General features: G+C 68.2%; 17 protein-coding genes. 4 read left to right on the forward strand and 13 right to left on the reverse strand.

What is annotated here, in order from left to right; translation table 11 throughout:
• Position 1: 1 nt before the first annotated feature.
• From proB to RHA1_RS06395, 11 genes are all read right to left on the reverse strand, one after another.
• A complete protein-coding gene (gene proB, locus RHA1_RS06345; RefSeq protein WP_011594373.1) occupies positions 2-1,102 on the reverse strand; it encodes a glutamate 5-kinase in 1,101 nt (366 codons plus the stop codon).
• Positions 1,099-2,559, reverse strand: a complete 1,461-nt coding sequence (obgE, locus tag RHA1_RS06350) for a GTPase ObgE (protein WP_009474019.1) — start codon at positions 2,557-2,559, stop codon at positions 1,099-1,101. The genes proB and obgE overlap by 4 nt, the downstream gene beginning before the upstream one ends.
• Before the next feature lie 143 nt (positions 2,560-2,702).
• Positions 2,703-2,966, reverse strand: a complete 264-nt coding sequence (gene rpmA / locus RHA1_RS06355; protein ID WP_005248077.1) for a 50S ribosomal protein L27 — start codon at positions 2,964-2,966, stop codon at positions 2,703-2,705.
• 42 nt (positions 2,967-3,008) lie between these two features.
• Positions 3,009-3,320, reverse strand: a complete 312-nt coding sequence (rplU, locus tag RHA1_RS06360) for a 50S ribosomal protein L21 (RefSeq protein WP_005248081.1) — start codon at positions 3,318-3,320, stop codon at positions 3,009-3,011.
• 206 nt (positions 3,321-3,526) lie between these two features.
• Positions 3,527-6,931 (reverse strand): translation initiation factor IF-2 N-terminal domain-containing protein, encoded by a 3,405-nt coding sequence (locus tag RHA1_RS06365; protein ID WP_011594374.1) that lies wholly within the window; start codon positions 6,929-6,931, stop codon positions 3,527-3,529.
• Between the two features lie 456 nt (positions 6,932-7,387).
• Positions 7,388-7,807, reverse strand: coding sequence for a nucleoside-diphosphate kinase (gene ndk, locus RHA1_RS06370; protein WP_005248085.1), 420 nt, complete (start codon positions 7,805-7,807; stop codon positions 7,388-7,390).
• A gap of 18 nt (positions 7,808-7,825) precedes the next feature.
• Positions 7,826-8,236 carry a DUF4233 domain-containing protein gene (locus RHA1_RS06375; RefSeq protein WP_009474023.1) on the reverse strand — a complete coding sequence of 137 codons (411 nt, stop codon included), beginning with the start codon at positions 8,234-8,236 and terminating at the stop codon, positions 7,826-7,828.
• Positions 8,233-9,660: a bifunctional tetrahydrofolate synthase/dihydrofolate synthase gene (folC, locus tag RHA1_RS06380; RefSeq protein WP_011594375.1), complete on the reverse strand. Its 1,428-nt coding sequence runs from the start codon at positions 9,658-9,660 to the stop codon at positions 8,233-8,235. The genes RHA1_RS06375 and folC overlap by 4 nt, the downstream gene beginning before the upstream one ends.
• On the reverse strand, positions 9,657-12,365 hold the full coding sequence (locus tag RHA1_RS06385; protein ID WP_011594376.1) for a valine--tRNA ligase: 2,709 nt from the start codon (positions 12,363-12,365) through the stop codon (positions 9,657-9,659). The genes folC and RHA1_RS06385 overlap by 4 nt, the downstream gene beginning before the upstream one ends.
• Positions 12,366-12,420: 55 nt before the next feature.
• The gene (locus RHA1_RS51625) at positions 12,421-12,573 is read right to left on the reverse strand and encodes a hypothetical protein (RefSeq protein WP_009474026.1); all 153 of its coding nucleotides are present in this window, start codon (positions 12,571-12,573) and stop codon (positions 12,421-12,423) included.
• Between the two features lie 138 nt (positions 12,574-12,711).
• Complete coding sequence (locus tag RHA1_RS06395; RefSeq protein ID WP_009474027.1) at positions 12,712-13,908, reverse strand: CdaR family transcriptional regulator; 1,197 nt, start codon at positions 13,906-13,908, stop codon at positions 12,712-12,714.
• Positions 13,909-14,013: 105 nt separating this feature from the next.
• On the opposite strand from RHA1_RS06395, the gene RHA1_RS06400 reads away from it, so the two are divergent.
• From RHA1_RS06400 to RHA1_RS06410, 4 genes are read left to right on the forward strand one after another with little or no spacing between them, the layout of a single operon-like run.
• Entirely contained in the window at positions 14,014-15,438 is a 1,425-nt protein-coding gene (locus RHA1_RS06400) for a sodium:solute symporter family protein (RefSeq protein WP_011594379.1), read from the forward strand.
• Complete coding sequence (locus RHA1_RS50375) at positions 15,435-15,584, forward strand: hypothetical protein (protein ID WP_009474029.1); 150 nt, start codon at positions 15,435-15,437, stop codon at positions 15,582-15,584. Before RHA1_RS06400 ends, RHA1_RS50375 begins: the two co-directional genes overlap by 4 nt.
• Positions 15,577-15,987: a RidA family protein gene (locus tag RHA1_RS06405; protein ID WP_011594380.1), complete on the forward strand. Its 411-nt coding sequence runs from the start codon at positions 15,577-15,579 to the stop codon at positions 15,985-15,987. Before RHA1_RS50375 ends, RHA1_RS06405 begins: the two co-directional genes overlap by 8 nt.
• The gene (locus RHA1_RS06410; protein ID WP_011594381.1) at positions 15,984-17,261 is read left to right on the forward strand and encodes a D-amino acid dehydrogenase; all 1,278 of its coding nucleotides are present in this window, start codon (positions 15,984-15,986) and stop codon (positions 17,259-17,261) included. The genes RHA1_RS06405 and RHA1_RS06410 overlap by 4 nt, the downstream gene beginning before the upstream one ends.
• A gap of 116 nt (positions 17,262-17,377) precedes the next feature.
• Here the strand turns inward: RHA1_RS06410 and RHA1_RS06415 are convergent, their stop codons facing one another.
• Both RHA1_RS06415 and mihF read right to left on the reverse strand, forming a co-directional pair.
• Positions 17,378-17,836, reverse strand: coding sequence for an SRPBCC family protein (locus tag RHA1_RS06415; RefSeq protein ID WP_050787254.1), 459 nt, complete (start codon positions 17,834-17,836; stop codon positions 17,378-17,380).
• 152 nt (positions 17,837-17,988) lie between these two features.
• Positions 17,989-18,300, reverse strand: coding sequence for an integration host factor, actinobacterial type (gene mihF / locus RHA1_RS06420; RefSeq protein ID WP_005248100.1), 312 nt, complete (start codon positions 18,298-18,300; stop codon positions 17,989-17,991).
• Between the last annotated feature and the right edge of the window lie 161 nt (positions 18,301-18,461).

Below are 18,461 nucleotides of genomic sequence, written 5' to 3' on the forward strand. Positions count from 1 at the left end.
GTCAGAGCGGCACCAGATCGTCCGCGTGGACGACGGGGCGCTGCATCTCCGCGGGCAGTTCCTGGGTCGACTTACCCAGGATGTCGCTGATCTCCGCCGAGTCGTACGCCACCACTCCCCTGGCCACGGGTCGCTCGTCGGGGCCGAGGAGCGACACGACGTCGCCGCCGTAGAACCTCCCCGAGACCGCGCTGATCCCCGCGGGCAGCAACGACCGCCGCTTGGTGACGACGGCACGCACAGCGCCCTCGTCGATGTGCAGGATCCCCTGCTCGTCCGCGGCGTGGCGTACCCAGAACTTGCGCGCCGACAACCGGGACGGCCGGGCCACGAACGCCGTTCCCACCCCGGCGTCCCGCAGCGCTGCCCCGGCGTCCGAGGCGGCGGCGAGCAGTACGGGCACGCCGGCATCGGCCGCGAGGCGCGCTGCCGACAGCTTGGACGCCATCCCGCCGGTGCCGAGAGCGCCGCCCGAGCCCGCGACCACCCCGTCGAGATCCTCGGGGCTGTTCACCTCGGGAATCAGCGTGGCATTGCCCTTGCGGGGGTCGCCGTCGTACAGCCCGTCGACATCCGAGAGCAGGACCAGGGCATCGGCGCCGACCAGGTGCGCGACGAGCGCGGCGAGCCGGTCGTTGTCACCGAATCGCAGCTCCGCCGTGGCGACGGTGTCGTTCTCGTTGACGATCGCGACCGCGTGCAGCGCGCGCAGACGGTCGAGGGTGCGTTGCGCGTTGCGGTGCTGCGCGCGGCGGGCGATGTCGTCTGCGGTGAGCAGCACCTGCCCGACGGTGCGGCCGTACCGGGCGAACGACGTGCCCCAGGCATGGGCCAGTGCCAGCTGGCCGACGCTCGCGGCGGCCTGCTTCGTCGCCAGGTCCCGTGGCCGCTTGGTCAGCCCCAGCGGGGCCAGACCCGCGCCCACGGCCCCCGACGACACGACGACCACGTCGGAACCGGCACGCATCCGATCCTCGATCGCATCGGCCAGCGCGTCGAGTCGACCGACGTCGAGCCCGCCGACCAGGCTGGTCAGCGCGGACGAGCCGATCTTCACGACAATGCTGCCCGCCGACGCGATCGTGCGCCGGGTGGCGCTCACTGGTCTTCGGGGTCGAGGCCTTCGAGACCGCGACGGATCCTGGACGCGTGCTTGCGTTCGGTCGCGCCGATGCGCTCGACCTGATCCAGACGCGGGTCGGTGCCGCGACCGGTGCGGGTGAGATCGACGCCGGCCGGTGTCTGGGGCTCCCAGTCGAAGCTCACGTTGCCGATCGTGACGGACGCGCCCGGCTCCGCACCCTGCTTGACGAGTTCGGTTTCCACACCGAGCCGCGCGAGCCGGTCGGCGAGGTAACCCACGGCCTCGTCGTTGTCGAACTGCGTCTGCCGCACCCAGCGTTCCGGCCGTGTGCCGCGGACGATGAACCCACCGGGGATCTCGGGGTCGGCGACGACGCTGAAGCTGTTCTCGTTCGAGATCACCGGGCGGATCACCTGACGCTTCGGCTCGGCCTTCGGGTGCGCCTCACGGTAGTCCGCAACCAGCTTCGCGAGCGCGAACGTCAACGGACGCAACCCCTCTCGGCTGACGGCCGAGATCGTGAAGACAGGCCATCCGCGGGCCTCGAGGTCGGGGGTGACCATCTCGGCCAGCTCTGCCGCCTCCGGCACGTCCGCCTTGTTCAGGATCACGATGCGGGGGCGGTCCGCGAGGTCACCGAGCCCGGCGTCGCCGGACAACGCACCCTTGTACGCGGCGAGTTCCGCCTCGAGTGCGTCGATGTCGGAGATCGGGTCGCGGCCCGGGTCGAGCGTCGCGCAGTCGACGACGTGCGCCAGCACGGCGCACCGCTCGAGGTGGCGCAGGAAGTCCAGTCCGAGCCCGCGGCCGTCGCTCGCGCCGGGGATCAACCCGGGCACGTCGGCCACCGTGAACGTGGTGTCGCCGCTCGACACCACACCGAGGTTCGGCACGAGAGTCGTGAACGGGTAGTCGGCGATCTTCGGCTTCGCCGCCGACAGCACCGACACGAGCGAAGACTTGCCCGCCGACGGGAACCCGACCAGCCCGACATCGGCCACGGACTTCAGTTCGAGGACCAGTTCCCGCTCGACGCCGTCCTCACCGAGGAGCGCGAAACCCGGCGCCTTGCGCGCCTTCGAGGACAGGGCCGCGTTGCCGAGTCCGCCGCGGCCACCCTGGGCGGCCTCGAAGCGGGTGCCGACACCGATGAGGTCGGCGAGAATCCGGCCGTCCTCGTCGAGGACGACGGTGCCGTCGGGAACCCTCAGAATCAGGTCGTCGCCCTGGGCGCCGTCACGGTTGCTCCCCATCCCCTGCTTGCCGTTGGTGGCCTTCGCGTGGGGGTGGAAATGGAAGTCGAGGAGGGTGTGGACGTTGCCGTCCACCTCGAGCACGACGTCACCGCCACGCCCGCCGTTGCCGCCGTCCGGGCCACCGAGCGGTTTGAACTTCTCCCGGTGAACGGAGGCGCAGCCATTGCCGCCTTTTCCGGCGCTGACGTGCAGCACGACGCGGTCAATGAATCGGGACATGACTGCCGGATCCTTCCTCAGTCAATTGTGTTGATCTCACTCGTGAAAAAAACAATAGGGGCGGACCGGGTATCACGACCCAGGTCCGCCCCTATTGGGAGCTTGAAACGTCCCTCACGGGACGATGCATACTCGCGGCAGAACTAGGCCTCTGCCGCCGCCGGAACGATGTTCACGGTCTTGCGTCCACGCTTGGTGCCGAACTCGACGGCACCGGCAGAGAGCGCGAAGAGCGTGTCGTCGCCGCCACGACCGACGTTGACGCCGGGGTGGAAGTGGGTTCCGCGCTGACGCACCAGGATCTCGCCGGCGCTGACGGACTGGCCGCCGAAACGCTTCACGCCGAGCCGCTGAGCATTTGAATCGCGACCGTTACGGGAGCTGGATGCACCCTTCTTATGTGCCATGTTCTTGACCCTCCTCGGGTGAAATCAGCTCTGAAGCTCTAGCTACTTGATGCCGGTGACCTTGAGGACCGTCAGCTTCTGCCTGTGGCCCTGACGCTTGTGGTAGCCGGTCTTGTTCTTGAACTTGTGGATCCGGATCTTCGGGCCCTTGGTGTGCTCGACGACCTCACCCGTGACCGAGATCTTGGCCAGCTTGTCGGCGTCGGTCGTCAGATCGGATCCGTCGACGACGAGAACGGGAGCAAGCGAGACAGCAGTGCCGGGCTCACCCTCGATCTTCTCGACCTTGACGAGGTCACCAACAGCGACCTTGTACTGCTTTCCGCCGGTCTTGACGATCGCGTACGTTGCCATCGGAGGGCTACCCCTTGCTTCTTCGAACTTGCTCGCGCCACAGTGGGCGCGACTGGTCTGGTGTGACGGCTAGCTCGGTCGAGATCGCGCAGCCATCACAAGTGAGGGCACAGCTGACCTTCATCGCCGAGTAGCGACTGGTCAAGGTTACAGGAAGGCAACCGTTCCGTACAAACCGGCGCCGATTGCCTTCCCGCAGTCCCTCGTCAGTTGTCGGCGTCCACCGGCGGGCCGGCGGGACGTGCTGCGGCACGGCGACGACGCGGCCTGCGCGGCGATGCCTGCGAATCCCCGCCGTCAGGCGAGGACGCCGGCGGCGCACTCACGGCCGACGCCGACATGGCCGGTTCCGGCTCCGGTGCGTGCTCGGCGCCGGTCTCCGATGTCGGGATCACGAACACCGTCCCCGCGCTCGGGGTTTCGGACACCGGCGCTGCCGCTGCTCTCGACACCCGACGGCTCCTTCGCCGCGGCGGGGCCACCGGCTCCGGCTGGGGCTCGGGCTCGGGCTCCACGACGGGTTCCGAGGTCTCGGCGACCGGAGCCGCTTCGGCCGGTGCGGCTTCGACGGCCGGCTCCTCGGCCACAGTCTCTTCCGCCACGGCTTCTTCGACGACCGCTTCCTCGGCGACGGTGTCCTCCGCCTCGGGTGCCACGACGGCTTCCGCAGCGACCGCTGCCGGGGCCTCGGCCACGGCTTCTTCGATGCCGGGCAGGTCTGCCGCCGGAGTCTCCGCCTCGGCGGCGACAGGCTGCTCGGGCTCGGGAACCGCCGCCGCGGGCTGCTCGGCGGATTCCGCCTCGTGCCCGCTGTGTGCGTGCGCGGCCTCCTCCTCGTGATGGTGGTGTGCCATCGCGAGAGCGACCGGGTGGGCCCGCTTGACGGTGGCATCCACCGTCGGGGTCTCTTCGTGCACGGGAGGCTGCGACGTCTCCCCACCGGACGACTTGTCGCGGCCCCGCTTCTTTCGGGAGCCGCCGGAGTCGCCGCCGCGGGACGACCCGCGCGCACCGTTGTCCTCGGAGGTCTTCACCTCGATCGGCTCGGCGTGGACGACGATGCCCCGGCCGTGGCAGTGCTCACAGGTCGTCGAGAACGCCTCGACCAGCCCGGTGCCCAGCTTCTTCCGCGTCATCTGGACCAGGCCCAGCGACGTGACCTCGGACACCTGGTGGCGGGTGCGATCCCGGCCCAGGGCCTCCGTCAGGCGTCGCAGCACGAGATCGCGGTTCGATTCGAGCACCATGTCGATGAAGTCGACGACGATCATGCCGCCGATGTCGCGCAGGCGCATCTGCCGGACGATCTCCTCGGCCGCCTCGAGGTTGTTCCGGGTGACGGTCTCCTCGAGGTTTCCGCCGGCGCCGGTGAACTTGCCGGTGTTGACATCGACCACGGTCATGGCCTCGGTGCGGTCGATCACCAGCGTGCCACCGGAGGGCAACCAGACCTTGCGGTCGAGTGCCTTCGCCAGCTGCTCGTCGATGCGGTGCGCCTCGAAGACGTCGACACCGTTGTCCGACGTGTGCTGCTCGAGCCTCGGCATGAGGTCGGGGGCGACGGACCTGATGTACGACTCGACCGTCGACCAGGCCTTGTCTCCCTCGATCACGAGCTTGGAGAAGTCCTCGTTGAACAGGTCGCGGATGACCTTCACGAGAAGGTCGGGCTCCTCGTACAGGGCCTGCGGGTTGCCGGACTTACCGGATTCCGCCTTCGCGGCCTGAGCCTCGATCCCGGCCCACTGGTCCTGCAGACGTTTCACGTCGCGGGCGAGTTCTTCCTCGCTCACCCCCTCGGACGCGGTCCGGATGATGACTCCGGCGTCCGAGGGCACGATGTCGCGCAGGATGTCCTTGAGGCGCTTGCGTTCCGTGTCGGGCAGTTTGCGGCTGATACCGGTGGACGTGCCGCCGGGCACGTACACGAGGAAGCGGCCCGCGAGGCTGATCTGCGTCGTCAGCCGTGCACCCTTGTGCCCGACCGGGTCCTTGCTGACCTGGACCAGCACCTGGTCGCCCGGCTTGAGCGCCTGCTCGATCTTGCGGGAGTTGCCACCGAGCCCGGCAGCCTCCCAGTTGACCTCACCCGCGTACAGCACGCCGTTGCGGCCGCGGCCGATGTCGATGAACGCGGCTTCCATGCTGGGCAGCACGTTCTGGACGCGCCCGAGGTACACGTTGCCGACCATCGACGCCGACGCCGACGTGGTCACGAAGTGTTCGACGAGAACGCCGTCTTCGAGCACGGCGACCTGCGTCGTCGCGTGCGGTTGCCCGGTGGCGATGCGGTCGCGCACCACCATCACTCGGTCGACGGCCTCGCGGCGGGCCAGGAACTCCGATTCCGTGAGGATCGGTGGGCGCCTGCGGCCGGCATCGCGGCCGTCGCGGCGACGCTGACGCTTCGCCTCGAGCCGTGTCGACCCCGTGATGCCCTGGACCTCGTCCTTCGAGCGGCTCTTGTTGCGAGGTTCACGCTCGTGGACGACGGTGTTCGGCGGATCGTCCTCGGACGTGGCCTCTCCCGACCCCTCGCCACCGGACTTGCGACGGCGGCGGCGGCGACGGCGACGGCTCGATCCGTCGGAGTCACCCTCACCGGTCTCTTCGTCACCGGACTCCGCTTCGGCCTGCTCGGCCTCCGCGGGCTGCTCCTCGGAATCCTTCTTCGGCTTCTCTTCGGGCTCCCGAGTCGGTGTCTCGGCGGCCTTCTCCTCGCGAACGGATTCCCGCGCGGATTCCTCGGCCTCGGCACCCTCGGTGTCGATGTCCGTGTCCTGCTCGTTCTGCTGTTCGCCCCGTCCGCGACCACGGCCGCGGCGGCCGCGGCGACGACGACGCGGCTGATCGCCGTCGACGTCGGACTCGTCCGACTCGGTGTCGGCGGTTCCGGTGTCCGTGGCCTTGGCGGGCTCGGGCACCTCCTCGCGCGTTTCGGCGACGGGCGGCTGCTCGGTGGTGGGTTCCGGGGTCCCGGCGTCCCGGCGGCTGCGCCGGCGACGCGGCGGAGTCTCGACCGCTGCGAGGTCGGGCTGCAGGAACAGCGGGACCTGCGAGGCGGCGGGCGGGGTCTCGACGGCGGGCTCGGCGGCGGGCGCCTCGACCTGGTAGGACGCGGTGGTGAACAGGTCACGTCCGAGGTCGCGCTCGGCGACCGCGGCCTCCTCCGCGACGGGCTCCTGGGCGGCCGCTTCCTCGGTGGGAACTGCGGGAGCCGGAGTCTGCTCGGCCGCTGCTTCCTCGACGTCCGCGGCCGCGACCGGTTCCGGTGCGACCTCGACGACGGGTTCGGCGGGGGGCTCCGCGACCGGTTCTGGGGCCGGGGTCTTCGCGACCGGTTCGACCGCGGCGGGTGGTTCGGTGGGAGCGATCTGCGCAGCGGTGAAGGCTGCGTGCACCCGCTCGGCGACGTCGCGTTGCAGGCTCGACTGCGCGCTGCGCAGTTCGGTTCCGAGGGCCGCAGCCTCGGCGAGAACCTGCTTGCTCGTTACGCCCAGCAACTTCGCGAGGGCGTGAACGCGGATCTTCTCCGGAAGGGCGGGAACCGCGCTCCCGGTGGTGGCCGTTTCGTTCGGCTCTGAATTTGTGGGCGGCGCTTGATCGGCCACGTAGTCTCCTCAGCCCCCGGGCGCGTCCACTCCCGTGTCTGGGAGTGTCACGCGGCCACGCGAGGGCGCAGTATGTGTACTCGCGCCCCAGATGTGAGCGCGAGATTGTCTGGTCTCGCTCCACACAGCGCGTGCAGTGTCCGTTTTCACTGCACACCCATGTAGTGCCTTGCGGATGGCCGTCATCCCCGGCGCGAGCGCCTGATCATCCAGCGTGCCGAACGCCCAGGTATTTCCTGTTGACGCAGGGGCAGCGATGAAGGGCATCGAGCCGTGGTGTCATCCGGTCGAAGCCGCGTGGTGCACAAATTGCGGTCCGACCACCCCCAGTATCCCACACGTGTGCCTCAGTCCGTGCCAGCGGCGCTCGTATCGGTCTGGAACATGTTCCGCACGCGATGGCGCCGCCGGCCCGGAGGGCAGGTCGGTGGGTCGAGGGGTGGGTGGAGAGGTACGTCAGTTGGCGGCGAGGTGGGGGAACCAGAGGGCGATCTCGCGCTCGGCGGACTCGACCGAGTCGGAGCCGTGTACCAGGTTCTCCTGGGCTTCGAGCCCGAAATCGCCGCGAATCGTGCCTGGGACGGCCTTCTCGACCGGGTCGGTGCCCCCGGCGAGCTGACGGAACGCGGCGATCGCACGGGGACCTTCGAGGACTGCCGCGACGAGCGGGCCGCCCGTGATGAATTCCAGCAGGCCGGGGTAGAAGGGGCGGCCCTCGTGCTCGGCGTAGTGGGCGGCTGCGATGTCGCCGGGAGCGGTGCGCAGGTCGAGCGCGGAGATCGTCAGACCTTTCCGCTCGATACGACCGAGGATTTCTCCTACATATCCGCGGGCAACGGCATCGGGCTTGATCAGTACAAGGGTGCGCTCAGTCACGGCGCACAGCCTAAATGGTCAGCCCCGCTGCCCCGGCAGCAGGCCCCGCTCCATTCTCTGGCGGACGTTCCGGCGGAAGTAGAGCAGGTATCCCCACAGGATGGCGAAGACCACTCCGACCGAACCGATCGACACGTGGACGAAGAACCCGAGTAGCAGCCCCACCTGCAACAACAGGTTGTACTTCATCGCCCAGGGGCGGCCCTGCAGGCCCGCCCCGAGGATCATGAGCACCGCGAGCCCCACGAGGTAGGTTCCGGACCACCAGGTGAGTCCGCCGCCGACCGTCGCGACGACCGGCAGGGCGAGAAGCACCACGATGGCTTCCAGGATCAGAGATCCCGCGACCACCCCGCGGAATCCCTTCCACGGGTCCTTGGTCGGCGGTCCGAACTCCGGTTCCGAAGCATTCGAGTCCGGCTCGCTCACGCTGGGTCCTTTCCGAAGAGGGTGCGGGCCGCACCGGCGGTCACCACGGATCCGGTGACCACGACGCCCGCCCCCGATACTGCCTCACCGGGTTCGGCGACCTCCTCGGCCAGCCCGATGGCCGTTTCCAGCGCGTCCGCGAGCGTGGGTGCCACGACGACGCGTTCGTCGCCGAACTTGGCGACCGCGAGATTGGCGAGATCGTCGACGTCCATGGCCCGTGCCGAACCGTTGTTCGTGACGACGAGCTCGTCGAACACCGGTTCCAGCGCCGACAGGATGCCGTCGACGTCCTTGTCCCCCATCACGCTGACGACGCCGACCAGCTTGCGGAAGTCGAACTCGGCGGTCAGGGCGGCGGCGAGCGCACGCGCCCCGTCCGGGTTGTGGGCGGCGTCGAGGAACACGGTCGGGGCGCTGCGCACACGTTCGAGCCGGCCCGGATTGACGACCGAGGCGAACGCCTCCCGGATGGCCTCCTGGTCGAGCTGCCGTTCCGGGCCCGCACCGAAGAACGCCTCCACGGCCGCGAGCGCGAGCGACGCGTTACGCGCCTGGTGCTCCCCGTGCAGGGGCAGGAAGATGTCGGTGTAGACCCCGCCGAGGCCCTGCAGTTCGAGCTGCTGACCCCCGACCGCGATCTGCCGGGCGAGCACCGTGAACTCGGAGCCCTCCCGCGCGACCGCGGCATCCACCTCGACGGCCCTGCGGAGCAGCACCTCCATCACTTCCGGTGTCTGCTCGGCCAGGATCGCAACGGCGTCGCGGGGCACGAGCGCGTCCTCGCGGCCCTTCTTGATGATGCCGGCCTTCTCCTCGGCGATCCCGGCCAGGTCGTCGCCGAGATACTCGGCGTGATCGAGGCTGATCGGGGTGATCACCGCGATCTCGCCGTCGATGACATTGGTTGCGTCCCAACGCCCGCCGAGACCCACCTCGACGACGGCGACATCGACGGGCGCCTCCGCGAACGCGGCGTACGCCATCGCGGTGAGCACCTCGAACTTGCTCATCGCGGGGCCGCCGGCCGCCTGCGACTGCTGGTCGATCATCTGCACGTACGGCTCGATCTCCCGATACGTGTCGACGTACCGGCGGGGCGACACCGGGCGCCCGTCGAGGCTGATGCGCTCGGTGGCGAGCTGCAGGTGCGGGCTGGTGGTGCGGCCGGTGCGCCGGTGCAGCGCCGTGAGCAGCGCGTCGATCATCCGCGTCACCGACGTCTTGCCGTTGGTGCCGGTGACGTGGATGGCGGGATAGCCGTGCTGCGGCGAACCGAGCACGTCCATCAGGGCCGCGATCCGGGTGAGGGACGGCTCGATCTTCGTCTCGGGCCACCGCTTGTCGAGTTCCGCCTCGACCAGTGTCAGCTCCGCGAGGTCGACAGGACTGACTCCCTCCGGCGTGAAGTCGGGCGAGGTCACGCGCCTTCCAGCTCCTTCAATCGCTTGGTGATGCGTTCGATTTCTTCCGTCGCGATCTGCTGACGCGTACGGATCTTCTCCTTGACGGCGTCGGGGGCCTTGGCCAGGAACGCCTCGTTGGACAGCTTGGCGGTGGTACCGGCAAGTTCCTTCTGGGCGGCCGCGAGGTCCTTCTCCAGCCGGGCCTTCTCGGCGCCGAGGTCGACGTTGCCGGACGTGTCGAGGTCGACGGTGACGGTCGCCTTGCTCAGGCGCACCTCCACCGACGCGGACACCGCGAAACCGTCCTCCGGGTCCGTCAGGCGCGCCAGCGACGTGACCGCGGCGAGCTGCGTGTCCAGATCGGCCTCGGCGATGCCGCTGATGCGTGCGGGAACCCGCTGCGAGGGCTTGAGACCCTGATCGCTGCGGAACCGGCGCACCTCGGTCACCAGTCGCTGCATGTCCTCGACGCGCTGCGCCGCAACTGCATCCGCGGCTGCCTCGCTCGACTGCGGCCACTGCGCCACGACGACGGACTCACGCTCGGTCAGCGCCTTCCACAGCGTCTCGGTGACGAATGGGATCACCGGGTGGAGCAGGCGCAACAGGGCGTCGAGGACGTTGCCGAGCACGGCCCTCGTGTTCGCCGCGATCGTGTCGTTCTCGGCGAACTGCACCTTGGCCAGCTCGAGGTACCAGTCGCAGACCTCGTCCCACGCGAAGTGGAACAGCGCCTCGCACGCCTTGCTGAACTCGTACCGGTCGAATGCGGCGTCGACCTCCCCGCGCACCTGCTCGAGACGGTCGAGAATCCAGCGGTCGGCGTCGGTCAGCTGGTCGCGTCCGGGCAGTGGCGCCGGCGCGGCCCCGTTCATGAGGGCGAACTTGGTCGCGTTGAACAGCTTGGTCGCGAAGTTCCGCGACGATTGCGCGTGGTCCTCGCCGACGGACAGGTCGCTGCCGGGATTGGCGCCGCGGGCCAGCGTGAAGCGGAGCGCATCCGCGCCGAAGCGGTCGACCCAGTCGAGCGGGTCGATGCCGTTGCCCCGCGACTTCGACATCTTCTTGCCGAACTGGTCGCGGACGAGGCCGTGCAGGAACACGTCCTCGAACGGCACCTGCGGTCCGGACTTGCCTTCGCTGAACACCCCGTCGCTTCGCTCGCCCCGCCCAGCGATGGCGTCGTCCTCCGACACGTACGTGCCGAACATCATCATCCGCGCCACCCAGAAGAACAGGATGTCGTAACCGGTGACGAGAACACTTGTGGGATAGAACTTCTCGAGCTCGGGCGTCTTCTCGGGCCAGCCCATGGTCGAGAACGGCCACAGCCCGGAGGAGAACCAGGTGTCGAGGACGTCGGGATCCTGCACCCAGCCCTCGGGTGCGGTCTCGTCCGGTCCGAAGCACGCGACCTCGCCGTCGGGGCCGTACCAGATCGGGATCCGGTGACCCCACCACAGCTGACGCGAGATGCACCAGTCGTGCATGTCGTCGACCCACGCGAACCACCGCGGTTCCTGGCTGGCCGGGTGGATGACCGTGTCGCCGTTGCGCACCGCGTCACCCGCGGCCTTCGCGAGGGACTCGACCTTCACCCACCACTGCAGCGACAGGCGCGGCTCGATGGACTCACCGGTGCGCTCGGAATGCCCGACACTGTGCAGGTAGGGCCGCTTCTCCGCGACCACGCGACCCTGCTCGGCGAGGGCCTCGCGCACCTTGACGCGCGCCTCGAAGCGGTCGAGACCGTCGAATTGCGTTCCCGTGTCGGCGATCTTGCCGGTCTTGTCCATGATGGTCGGCATCGGCAGGTTGTGCCGCAGGCCCATCTCGAAGTCGTTGGGGTCGTGCGCGGGCGTGATCTTGACGGCGCCGGTGCCGAACTCGGGATCGACGTACTCGTCCGCGATGATCGGGATGTCGCGCCCCGTGAAGGGATGCTCGAGCGTCGTCCCGATCAGGTGCTTGTATCGCTCGTCGTCGGGGTGGACGGCCACGGCGGTGTCACCGAGCATCGTCTCGACACGGGTGGTCGCGACCACGACGTGCGGCTCGTCGTCGTTCAGGGAGCCGTACCGCAGCGAGACCAGCTCACCCTCGACGTCCTCGAACTTCACCTCGATGTCGGAGATCGCCGTCTGCAGCACTGGCGACCAGTTGACGAGACGCTCGGCCCGGTAGATCAGCCCGTCGTCGTACATGCGCTTGAAGATCGTCTGGACGGCGCGGGACAGCCCGTCGTCCATGGTGAACCGGTCGCGGCTCCAGTCGACGCTGTCACCGATGCGGCGCATCTGGCCGCCGATGGTGCCACCGGACTCGCGCTTCCAGTCCCACACCTTCTCGATGAACAGCTCGCGGCCGAAGTCTTCCTTCGTCTTGCCGTCGACGGCGAGCTGCTTCTCGACAACGGTCTGCGTCGCGATGCCCGCGTGGTCCATGCCGGGCAGCCACAGCACCTCGTAGCCCTGCATCCGCTTGCGGCGGCTCAGCGCGTCCATCAACGTGTGGTCGAGCGCGTGACCCATGTGCAGGCTGCCGGTCACGTTCGGCGGCGGCAGGACGATGGAGTAGCCCGGCTTGTCGCTGTGCGGGTCCGCACGGAAGTAACCGGCGTCTACCCAGCCCTGATACAGATCGTCCTCGACGGAACTGGGGTCCCAGCTCTTCGGGAGGGCATCGGCACGGTTCTGGGGATTTTCTGGAGCTGCACTGGTCACCCGTCGAGTCTAATGAACGCGCGGACGACCGACGACGGGGCTACCGTCCGCCTCGCTACTGGTCGCTGAACAGGGCGCGGTGCACCTCGGTGGCGGTGCGATGCTCCGGGTCGACGGGGCGCAGCGCCTCGCCGGCATCCTCGCCGCCTGCCTGGGATCCTGCGGTGCTGTGCAGCTCGGAGAAGAGCTGCACGTGGTGGTCGTTCAAGGGATTCCTCCGGTTCGTCTGCCGCATCCAGTGCGGCAACCACTCGAGAGTGTCGAGTATGCATCGAAAACGCCGCCGATCGGCGGCGACACGGCGACGGGCGCGCCGGTGGTGTTCACACACACGCCGGCAGAAGGCTCAGCCGGCCCGCTGTGCCACCACACAGGCGAGGTAGAGCGTCATACCCAGACCCGGTTCGTCCAGCGGGCGACCGAGGAGCCGGGCGATCTTGTCGAGTCGGTTGGCGAGGGTATTGCGGTGGACGTGCAGCCGCTGCGCCGCCCGGCTGGAGTTGAACCCGCACTCCCCCCAAGCGATCAGCGTCTCCTGCAGGTGCGGCCAGTCGTTGTCGGTGGCCAACGCGCCGAGCACCGCCCGTGACAGTCTGTCACGGGTTTCCGCGGGTATCACCGAGACGGCCTGATGGAGGCGGAACCGGTCGATGTCGTAGACCTGCCCGCGTGGGTCGAGAACCGCGCCGAGCCGGAGCGCGTCGTACGCGTCCTGGGACGAGAGATTGAGCTGTTCGACCCCGTGCGCGATCGATCCGATCCCCACGCGGGTGTCCCATCCCCGTTCGCGGACCAGGGACACATACTTCCGGCACCGGTCCGTCAGAGCCGCATCCGCCGCGGGGGTCCGTGCGGTCACCACGGTGGTGACCGCGACGACCTGCCGAGCGAGCGGCGCGACCAGATCGGTCGCGGAGTCGAAGGCGTCCTGCACGGCGCGCAGGACCCTGTGCGACACGGGCTGCCCCTGGACCGCGACGTCGTCGGAGTGACTGTCGTAGCTGATCAGCACCATGACCCGGGGAAGGCGCAGGTCGTATCCCAGACCCGTTGCCCGCCGGACGATCTGGGCCTCGGTGAACGTGGAGCGATGCCAATCACAGATGTCGCGGAGCAGCTCTTCCGCAGCCCGCTCGTAGGTCAGCCGGGTACCGATCCGCGAGGCCTCCTGCATCAGGATTTCGGTCTGCCGCTTGACCACGAGCCCGAATTGCTCGACCTGCTCGGGTGAGCCGGACAGCCCGATCGTGCCCACCACGTCACCGTCGATGACGAGCGGAATGGTGACGCCGGGCAGACTGCCGACGAGGTCGCGGACGTCCGCTGCCGAATGCGCGATCATGCGCCGCGCACGGATCACCTCGATCGATGCCTCGTGGAATTGGCCGATGCGACGTTCGTCCCCGCTGCCGACTACCGTGCCCGCCGCGTCCGTGATGAGCACGTTGAACCCGATGACGTCGGTGATCTCGTTCGCGATCTGTTGCGCCAGAGCCTCACTCAGCATCGACAGCCCTTCCGAACCCTTCGAGGGATTGTGCATATCGCACAACTCAGTACCGAATCCAGTATAAATCAAGGTCAACTTGCCTAGTGACCACGGTCACATGCCGTTCCTACGATGGGTGCATCCCAACTAGGAGTTCACATGGCAATCCTCGACTGGATACTTCTCGGTGCCTACTTCCTGCTACTCGTCCTGATCGGCGTCCAAACCATGCGACGCGTCAAGTCGCCGGACGATTTCGCCGTGGCAGGCAACCGAATCATCTGGCCGGTCTTCTTCGGCAGCCTGGCCGCAGCGTTCCTCGGCGGCGGAGCATCGCTCGGCATCGCCGGCGCTGCGATGCGTGACGGCTACGTGTACATGTTCGCCTTCTGCGCGTTCGGCGTTCAGACGGTGCTCGTCGGCTACTTCGTTGCGCCCAGACTCAAGAATTACATCGGCGCCCACACCCTCGGCGACATCATGGAGGCCCACTACGGCCGGTCGGCGAGACTGGTGACCGGCATACTGTCCGTCGTCCTGTGTGCCGGCATCCTCGGCGCCCAGGCCCTGGCCATCGGTACCGTCGTCAACGCCACCCTCGACGTGCCCACCGTGCCCGCGGTGATCATCGGCATGGGAGTGGTCGTGCTCTACTCCTCGTTCGGTGGGGCCTGGGCGGTAATCCAGACGGACCTGTTGCAGTTCGTCTTCCTGGGAGTACTCCTGCCGGTGGCGCTCCTCATCGGGCTCGACGCCGTCGGCGGACCGTCGGCTCTCCTGGACAGTGTTCCCGCCGAGCATCTTTCGTTCATGGGTGACTACTCCCCCGCACAGTTCCTCACGCTGTTCGCTGCACTACTGCTCGGCGAGACGCTGGTCCCGCCGTACGCGCAGCGGACGTTCTCCACTCCCGACTCGCGGCAGGCCCGTAAGGGTTACGCACTGGCCGGGTTCTTCTCGTTCTTCTTCTTCTTCACGTCGGCGTCTCTCGGGTTGATCGCACTCGTCCTGTACCCGGACATCGAAAGCGATCAGGCGCTTCCGACCGTGGTGATGAATCTGATGCCGGTCGGCGTTCTCGGGCTGGTGGTGGCGGCGCTGATGGCGGTCGTGATGTCGACGGCGAGTTCCTACCTCAATTCCACCGCCGTCGTCCTGACCAAGGACATCTACCAGCCCCTCAGCCCCACCGAGCTGCCGCCGTCGAGGCGGCTCACCGTCGAGCGGGCCACCAGTGTCGTCGTCGGTGCCGGGGCGACCATCTTCGCGCTCAGCGTTCCGTCCATCGTCGACGCCCTTCTCTACAGCTACACACTGTGGGCTCCGACGGTCATCGTTCCGTTGTTCGGCGCCGTGCTGTTCGGCGTGCGATCCGCGCCGGCGGCACTGTCGGCGATCACGGCGGGCGCGATCGTCACCGCGGTGTGGCAGTGGGGCCTCGACGCTCCGTTCGGCCTGGACGGGCTGGTGCCCGGCGTCGTCGCCAACCTGCTCGTCTTCGTCACGGTCGCGATGACCACCTCGTCCCGCTATCCGCGCCGGCAACAGCCTGCCGTCCGCGTCACCGAAGGAGAATTCGCATGATTCCCGTCCTCCTCTATTACGGGGTACCCACCGCCGTCATCGCCGTCACCCTGTGGGTCGGATTCCTCGGCTGGCGCTTCTACGTCAAGGAAGTGCTGCGCGGTGACAGCGGTGACACCACAGCGGGTGAGCGCGACCATGGGTGACATCGTGGACGTTCCCGGGGTGACCACCGGCACCAGCCCGTACCCGTCGGCGCGCAGGGTGGGCGACCTCGTGTTCGTCTCCGGCCAGGTCTCGTTCGACGACACCGGCGACGTCGTCGGCACCGACGTGGTGGAGCAGACACGTCACTCCCTCACACGTCTCGACAGGGTTCTCGCCGCGGCCGGCGCCACCTTGCACGACATCGCTTCGGCCACGGTGTATCTCGCGAACGCAGGCGACGCCCCGCGCTTCAACGAGGAATGGATGCGCTGGTTTGCCGCAGAACACCGCCCGGCCAGGGCAACGGTGGTCGCGGCCCTGCTGGACCCGCAGCTGCTCGTGGAGATACAGGCCGTCGCCGTCACGGGCCGGGGCTCGACCGAAGGAAAGGAAACGGAATGAAGGTGGCAGTTCTCGGAGCAGGGGTCGTCGGTGTGGCGACTGCCCACGCTCTGGCCGAGCGTGGACACGAGGTTCATGTATACGACCGGCGCAGCGAGGTCGCGTCCGACACCAGCGCGAGCACCGCCGGATTGATCGCCCCCGGTCACTCCTACGCGTGGGCGTCGCCGTCGGCTCCCACCATGCTGGCCCGATCGTTGCTCGGCGCGTCGACCTCGATCCGTGTCCGGCCCCGGGCGGACGCCGAACTCGCCCGGTGGGGTGTGCGATTCCTCCGCGAGTGCACGGCCTCCCGGGCGCGGTCGAACACTCTCGCGAAGCTCCGACTGGCCCGGTACAGCCAGCAGCTGATGGACGAACTCACCGCCCGCGAGAACCTGGAGTACTGCCAGACACGCAACGGCGTGCTGTACCTGTACCGGGACGAAGCGGAACTGGAACGAGCGCAGGTGAACTCGCAACTGCTCCGCGACCACGGACAGCTGCAGGACGTGCTGGGACCCGACGAGATCGTGGCCGCGGAGCCCGCGCTCGGTCACGGGACGGCCACGTTCGCGGGGGCGATCCACGACCGCACCGACGGCACCGGCGACCCGCACAGGTTCTCGGTGGGGCTTGCCGAGGAATGCGGACGGCTGGGGGTCAGGTTCCACCTGGGCACGTCCGTCATGCGCCTCGAGACCGACGGCGCGGCCATCACGTCAGCCGTCACCGACCGGGGCGAGATTCGCGCGGATGCCTTCGTTCTCGCCGCCGGGGCCGCGAGCGCTCTCGTCGCGAGGAGTATCGGTGTGCGACTGCCCGTCTACCCGGCCAAGGGATACACGCTGACCGCGACCGTCAAGGACCCCGAACGCGCACCGGTGGTGGGTGGCATCGACGAGAAGACGCTCGTCGCCTGGTCGCGGTTCGGTGACGAACTGAGAATGTCGGCGACCGCGGAATTCGTCGGATACGACCGCAGTCACTCGCCCGCCGACTACGCGGGGATCGTGGACGCGGGGAACGAACTGTTCCCCGGCGCCGTGGACTGGGACACGGCCAGGTATCGGACGGGCCTTCGCCCGATGACACCCGACGGCCCGCCGATGATCGGACTGGGACGGCACGACAATCTGTACTTCAACACCGGTCACGGTCACGTCGGCTGGACCATGGCGGTCGGCTCGGCCCGCATCCTCGCGGACCTCGTCGACGAACGGCGACCGGACATCGACCCGACTCCGTACTCCCCGATTTCGTCCCGTCGGCATCCGAGCCGGCGAGGCGCGTAACGAAGTGCACTGACCCGACGACTATCCGAGCGTGCCTCCGGAAACGGCGGCGCCCCGACCTCGCTGACCGCAACCCCCGACTGCGGTCAGCGAGGTCGTCTCGGGCAGAGGCTCGATCAGCCGCTTTCGGCGTCGCGCTTGGCGAACGCCAGTTGCATTTCCCAGCCCTCGACATTGCCTTCGTAGGCGGCCGCGCGGCGCTCGGCATTCGGGTACAGGGCGGCGAATCCGGTCTCGACGACGCGGAGGAGTGTGCCGCCGTCCCGCTCCGACAGGAAGAACTCGACCAGGGTGGACGTGCCATCCACGAGCGGCCGCGCGGGATCGTCTCCCCCACGGAACGAGACGTAGTGCGGTGCGTCGGACGTGACGGGAAGTATCGGGAAGCGCCCGTACGGGGGAAAGTCCACGACGAAGACGTCGCCTTCACGTGTGGTGGTCGTCGTGCCGGGTTCGCCGTCGCCGATGAACCAACCGGGTTCACTCACCAGCCGGAACACCCGCTCGATGGGGGCATCGATCTGGATCTCGCGCTCGATCCTGTCCTCGGATGCGTCCGGAACGCTCATGATCATCCTCACCTCTCGACAATGTGCTACCTCACGGTTGCACATCGGCGTGCATTTGCGCAACCTTCAGGTTGCACTAGCGGGGTGAAGGGCCGGAAAGACGCGTCCGGGCGCCCGCCCGTCGCGGAGGGCGATGGGGCGGGCACCCGGGGAACGTGTCAGCTGAAGTGCGCCAGCAGGGCGTCGCGCTGACGGTCGCCGAGGCCACGGAGGCGGCGCGTCGGAGCGATCTCCAGGTTGGCCATGATCTCCTGGGCCTTCACCTTGCCGATCTTCGGCAAGGCTTCCAGAATGGCGCTGACCTTGGTCTTTCCGATGATGTCGTCGACATCGGCCTTGGAAAGGACCTGCTTGAGGGTGATGTCACCGGACTTGAGCTTGTCCTTGAGCTCCGCGCGTGCCTTACGAGCGGCGGCGGCCTTCTCGAGAGCTGCTGCCCGCTGTTCGTCAGTGAGCTGGGGAAGTGCCACGATGTCTCCTTCATTCGGGGTACGTATCGAACACCGTAGCGAGAGAACCGCAACTTCACCGCATCCATCGGACGTGTCGCGCATCCTGTCCGATTCGACACGCCCCGGCTCACAGGTCCGGCGGCACGAAAAATGCCAGGACGCCGGCGGTGTGCTGTGTC

Source organism: Rhodococcus jostii RHA1 (genome assembly GCF_000014565.1).
GTDB lineage: Bacteria > Actinomycetota > Actinomycetes > Mycobacteriales > Mycobacteriaceae > Rhodococcus_F > Rhodococcus_F jostii_A.

Bases quoted from the DNA above. Each gene is read 5' to 3' on its own strand.
- RHA1_RS06405 (WP_011594380.1), top strand. From the start codon at position 15,577: ATGGGTGACATCGTGGACGTTCCCGGGGTGACCACCGGCACCAGCCCG.
- rplU (WP_005248081.1), bottom strand. From the start codon at position 3,320: ATGGCAACGTACGCGATCGTCAAGACCGGCGGAAAGCAGTACAAGGTC.
- RHA1_RS06410 (WP_011594381.1), top strand. From the start codon at position 15,984: ATGAAGGTGGCAGTTCTCGGAGCAGGGGTCGTCGGTGTGGCGACTGCC.
- RHA1_RS06400 (WP_011594379.1), top strand. From the start codon at position 14,014: ATGGCAATCCTCGACTGGATACTTCTCGGTGCCTACTTCCTGCTACTC.
- obgE (WP_009474019.1), bottom strand. From the start codon at position 2,559: ATGTCCCGATTCATTGACCGCGTCGTGCTGCACGTCAGCGCCGGAAAA.
- RHA1_RS06415 (WP_050787254.1), bottom strand. From the start codon at position 17,836: ATGATCATGAGCGTTCCGGACGCATCCGAGGACAGGATCGAGCGCGAG.
- RHA1_RS06395 (WP_009474027.1), bottom strand. From the start codon at position 13,908: ATGCACAATCCCTCGAAGGGTTCGGAAGGGCTGTCGATGCTGAGTGAG.
- rpmA (WP_005248077.1), bottom strand. From the start codon at position 2,966: ATGGCACATAAGAAGGGTGCATCCAGCTCCCGTAACGGTCGCGATTCA.
- RHA1_RS50375 (WP_009474029.1), top strand. From the start codon at position 15,435: ATGATTCCCGTCCTCCTCTATTACGGGGTACCCACCGCCGTCATCGCC.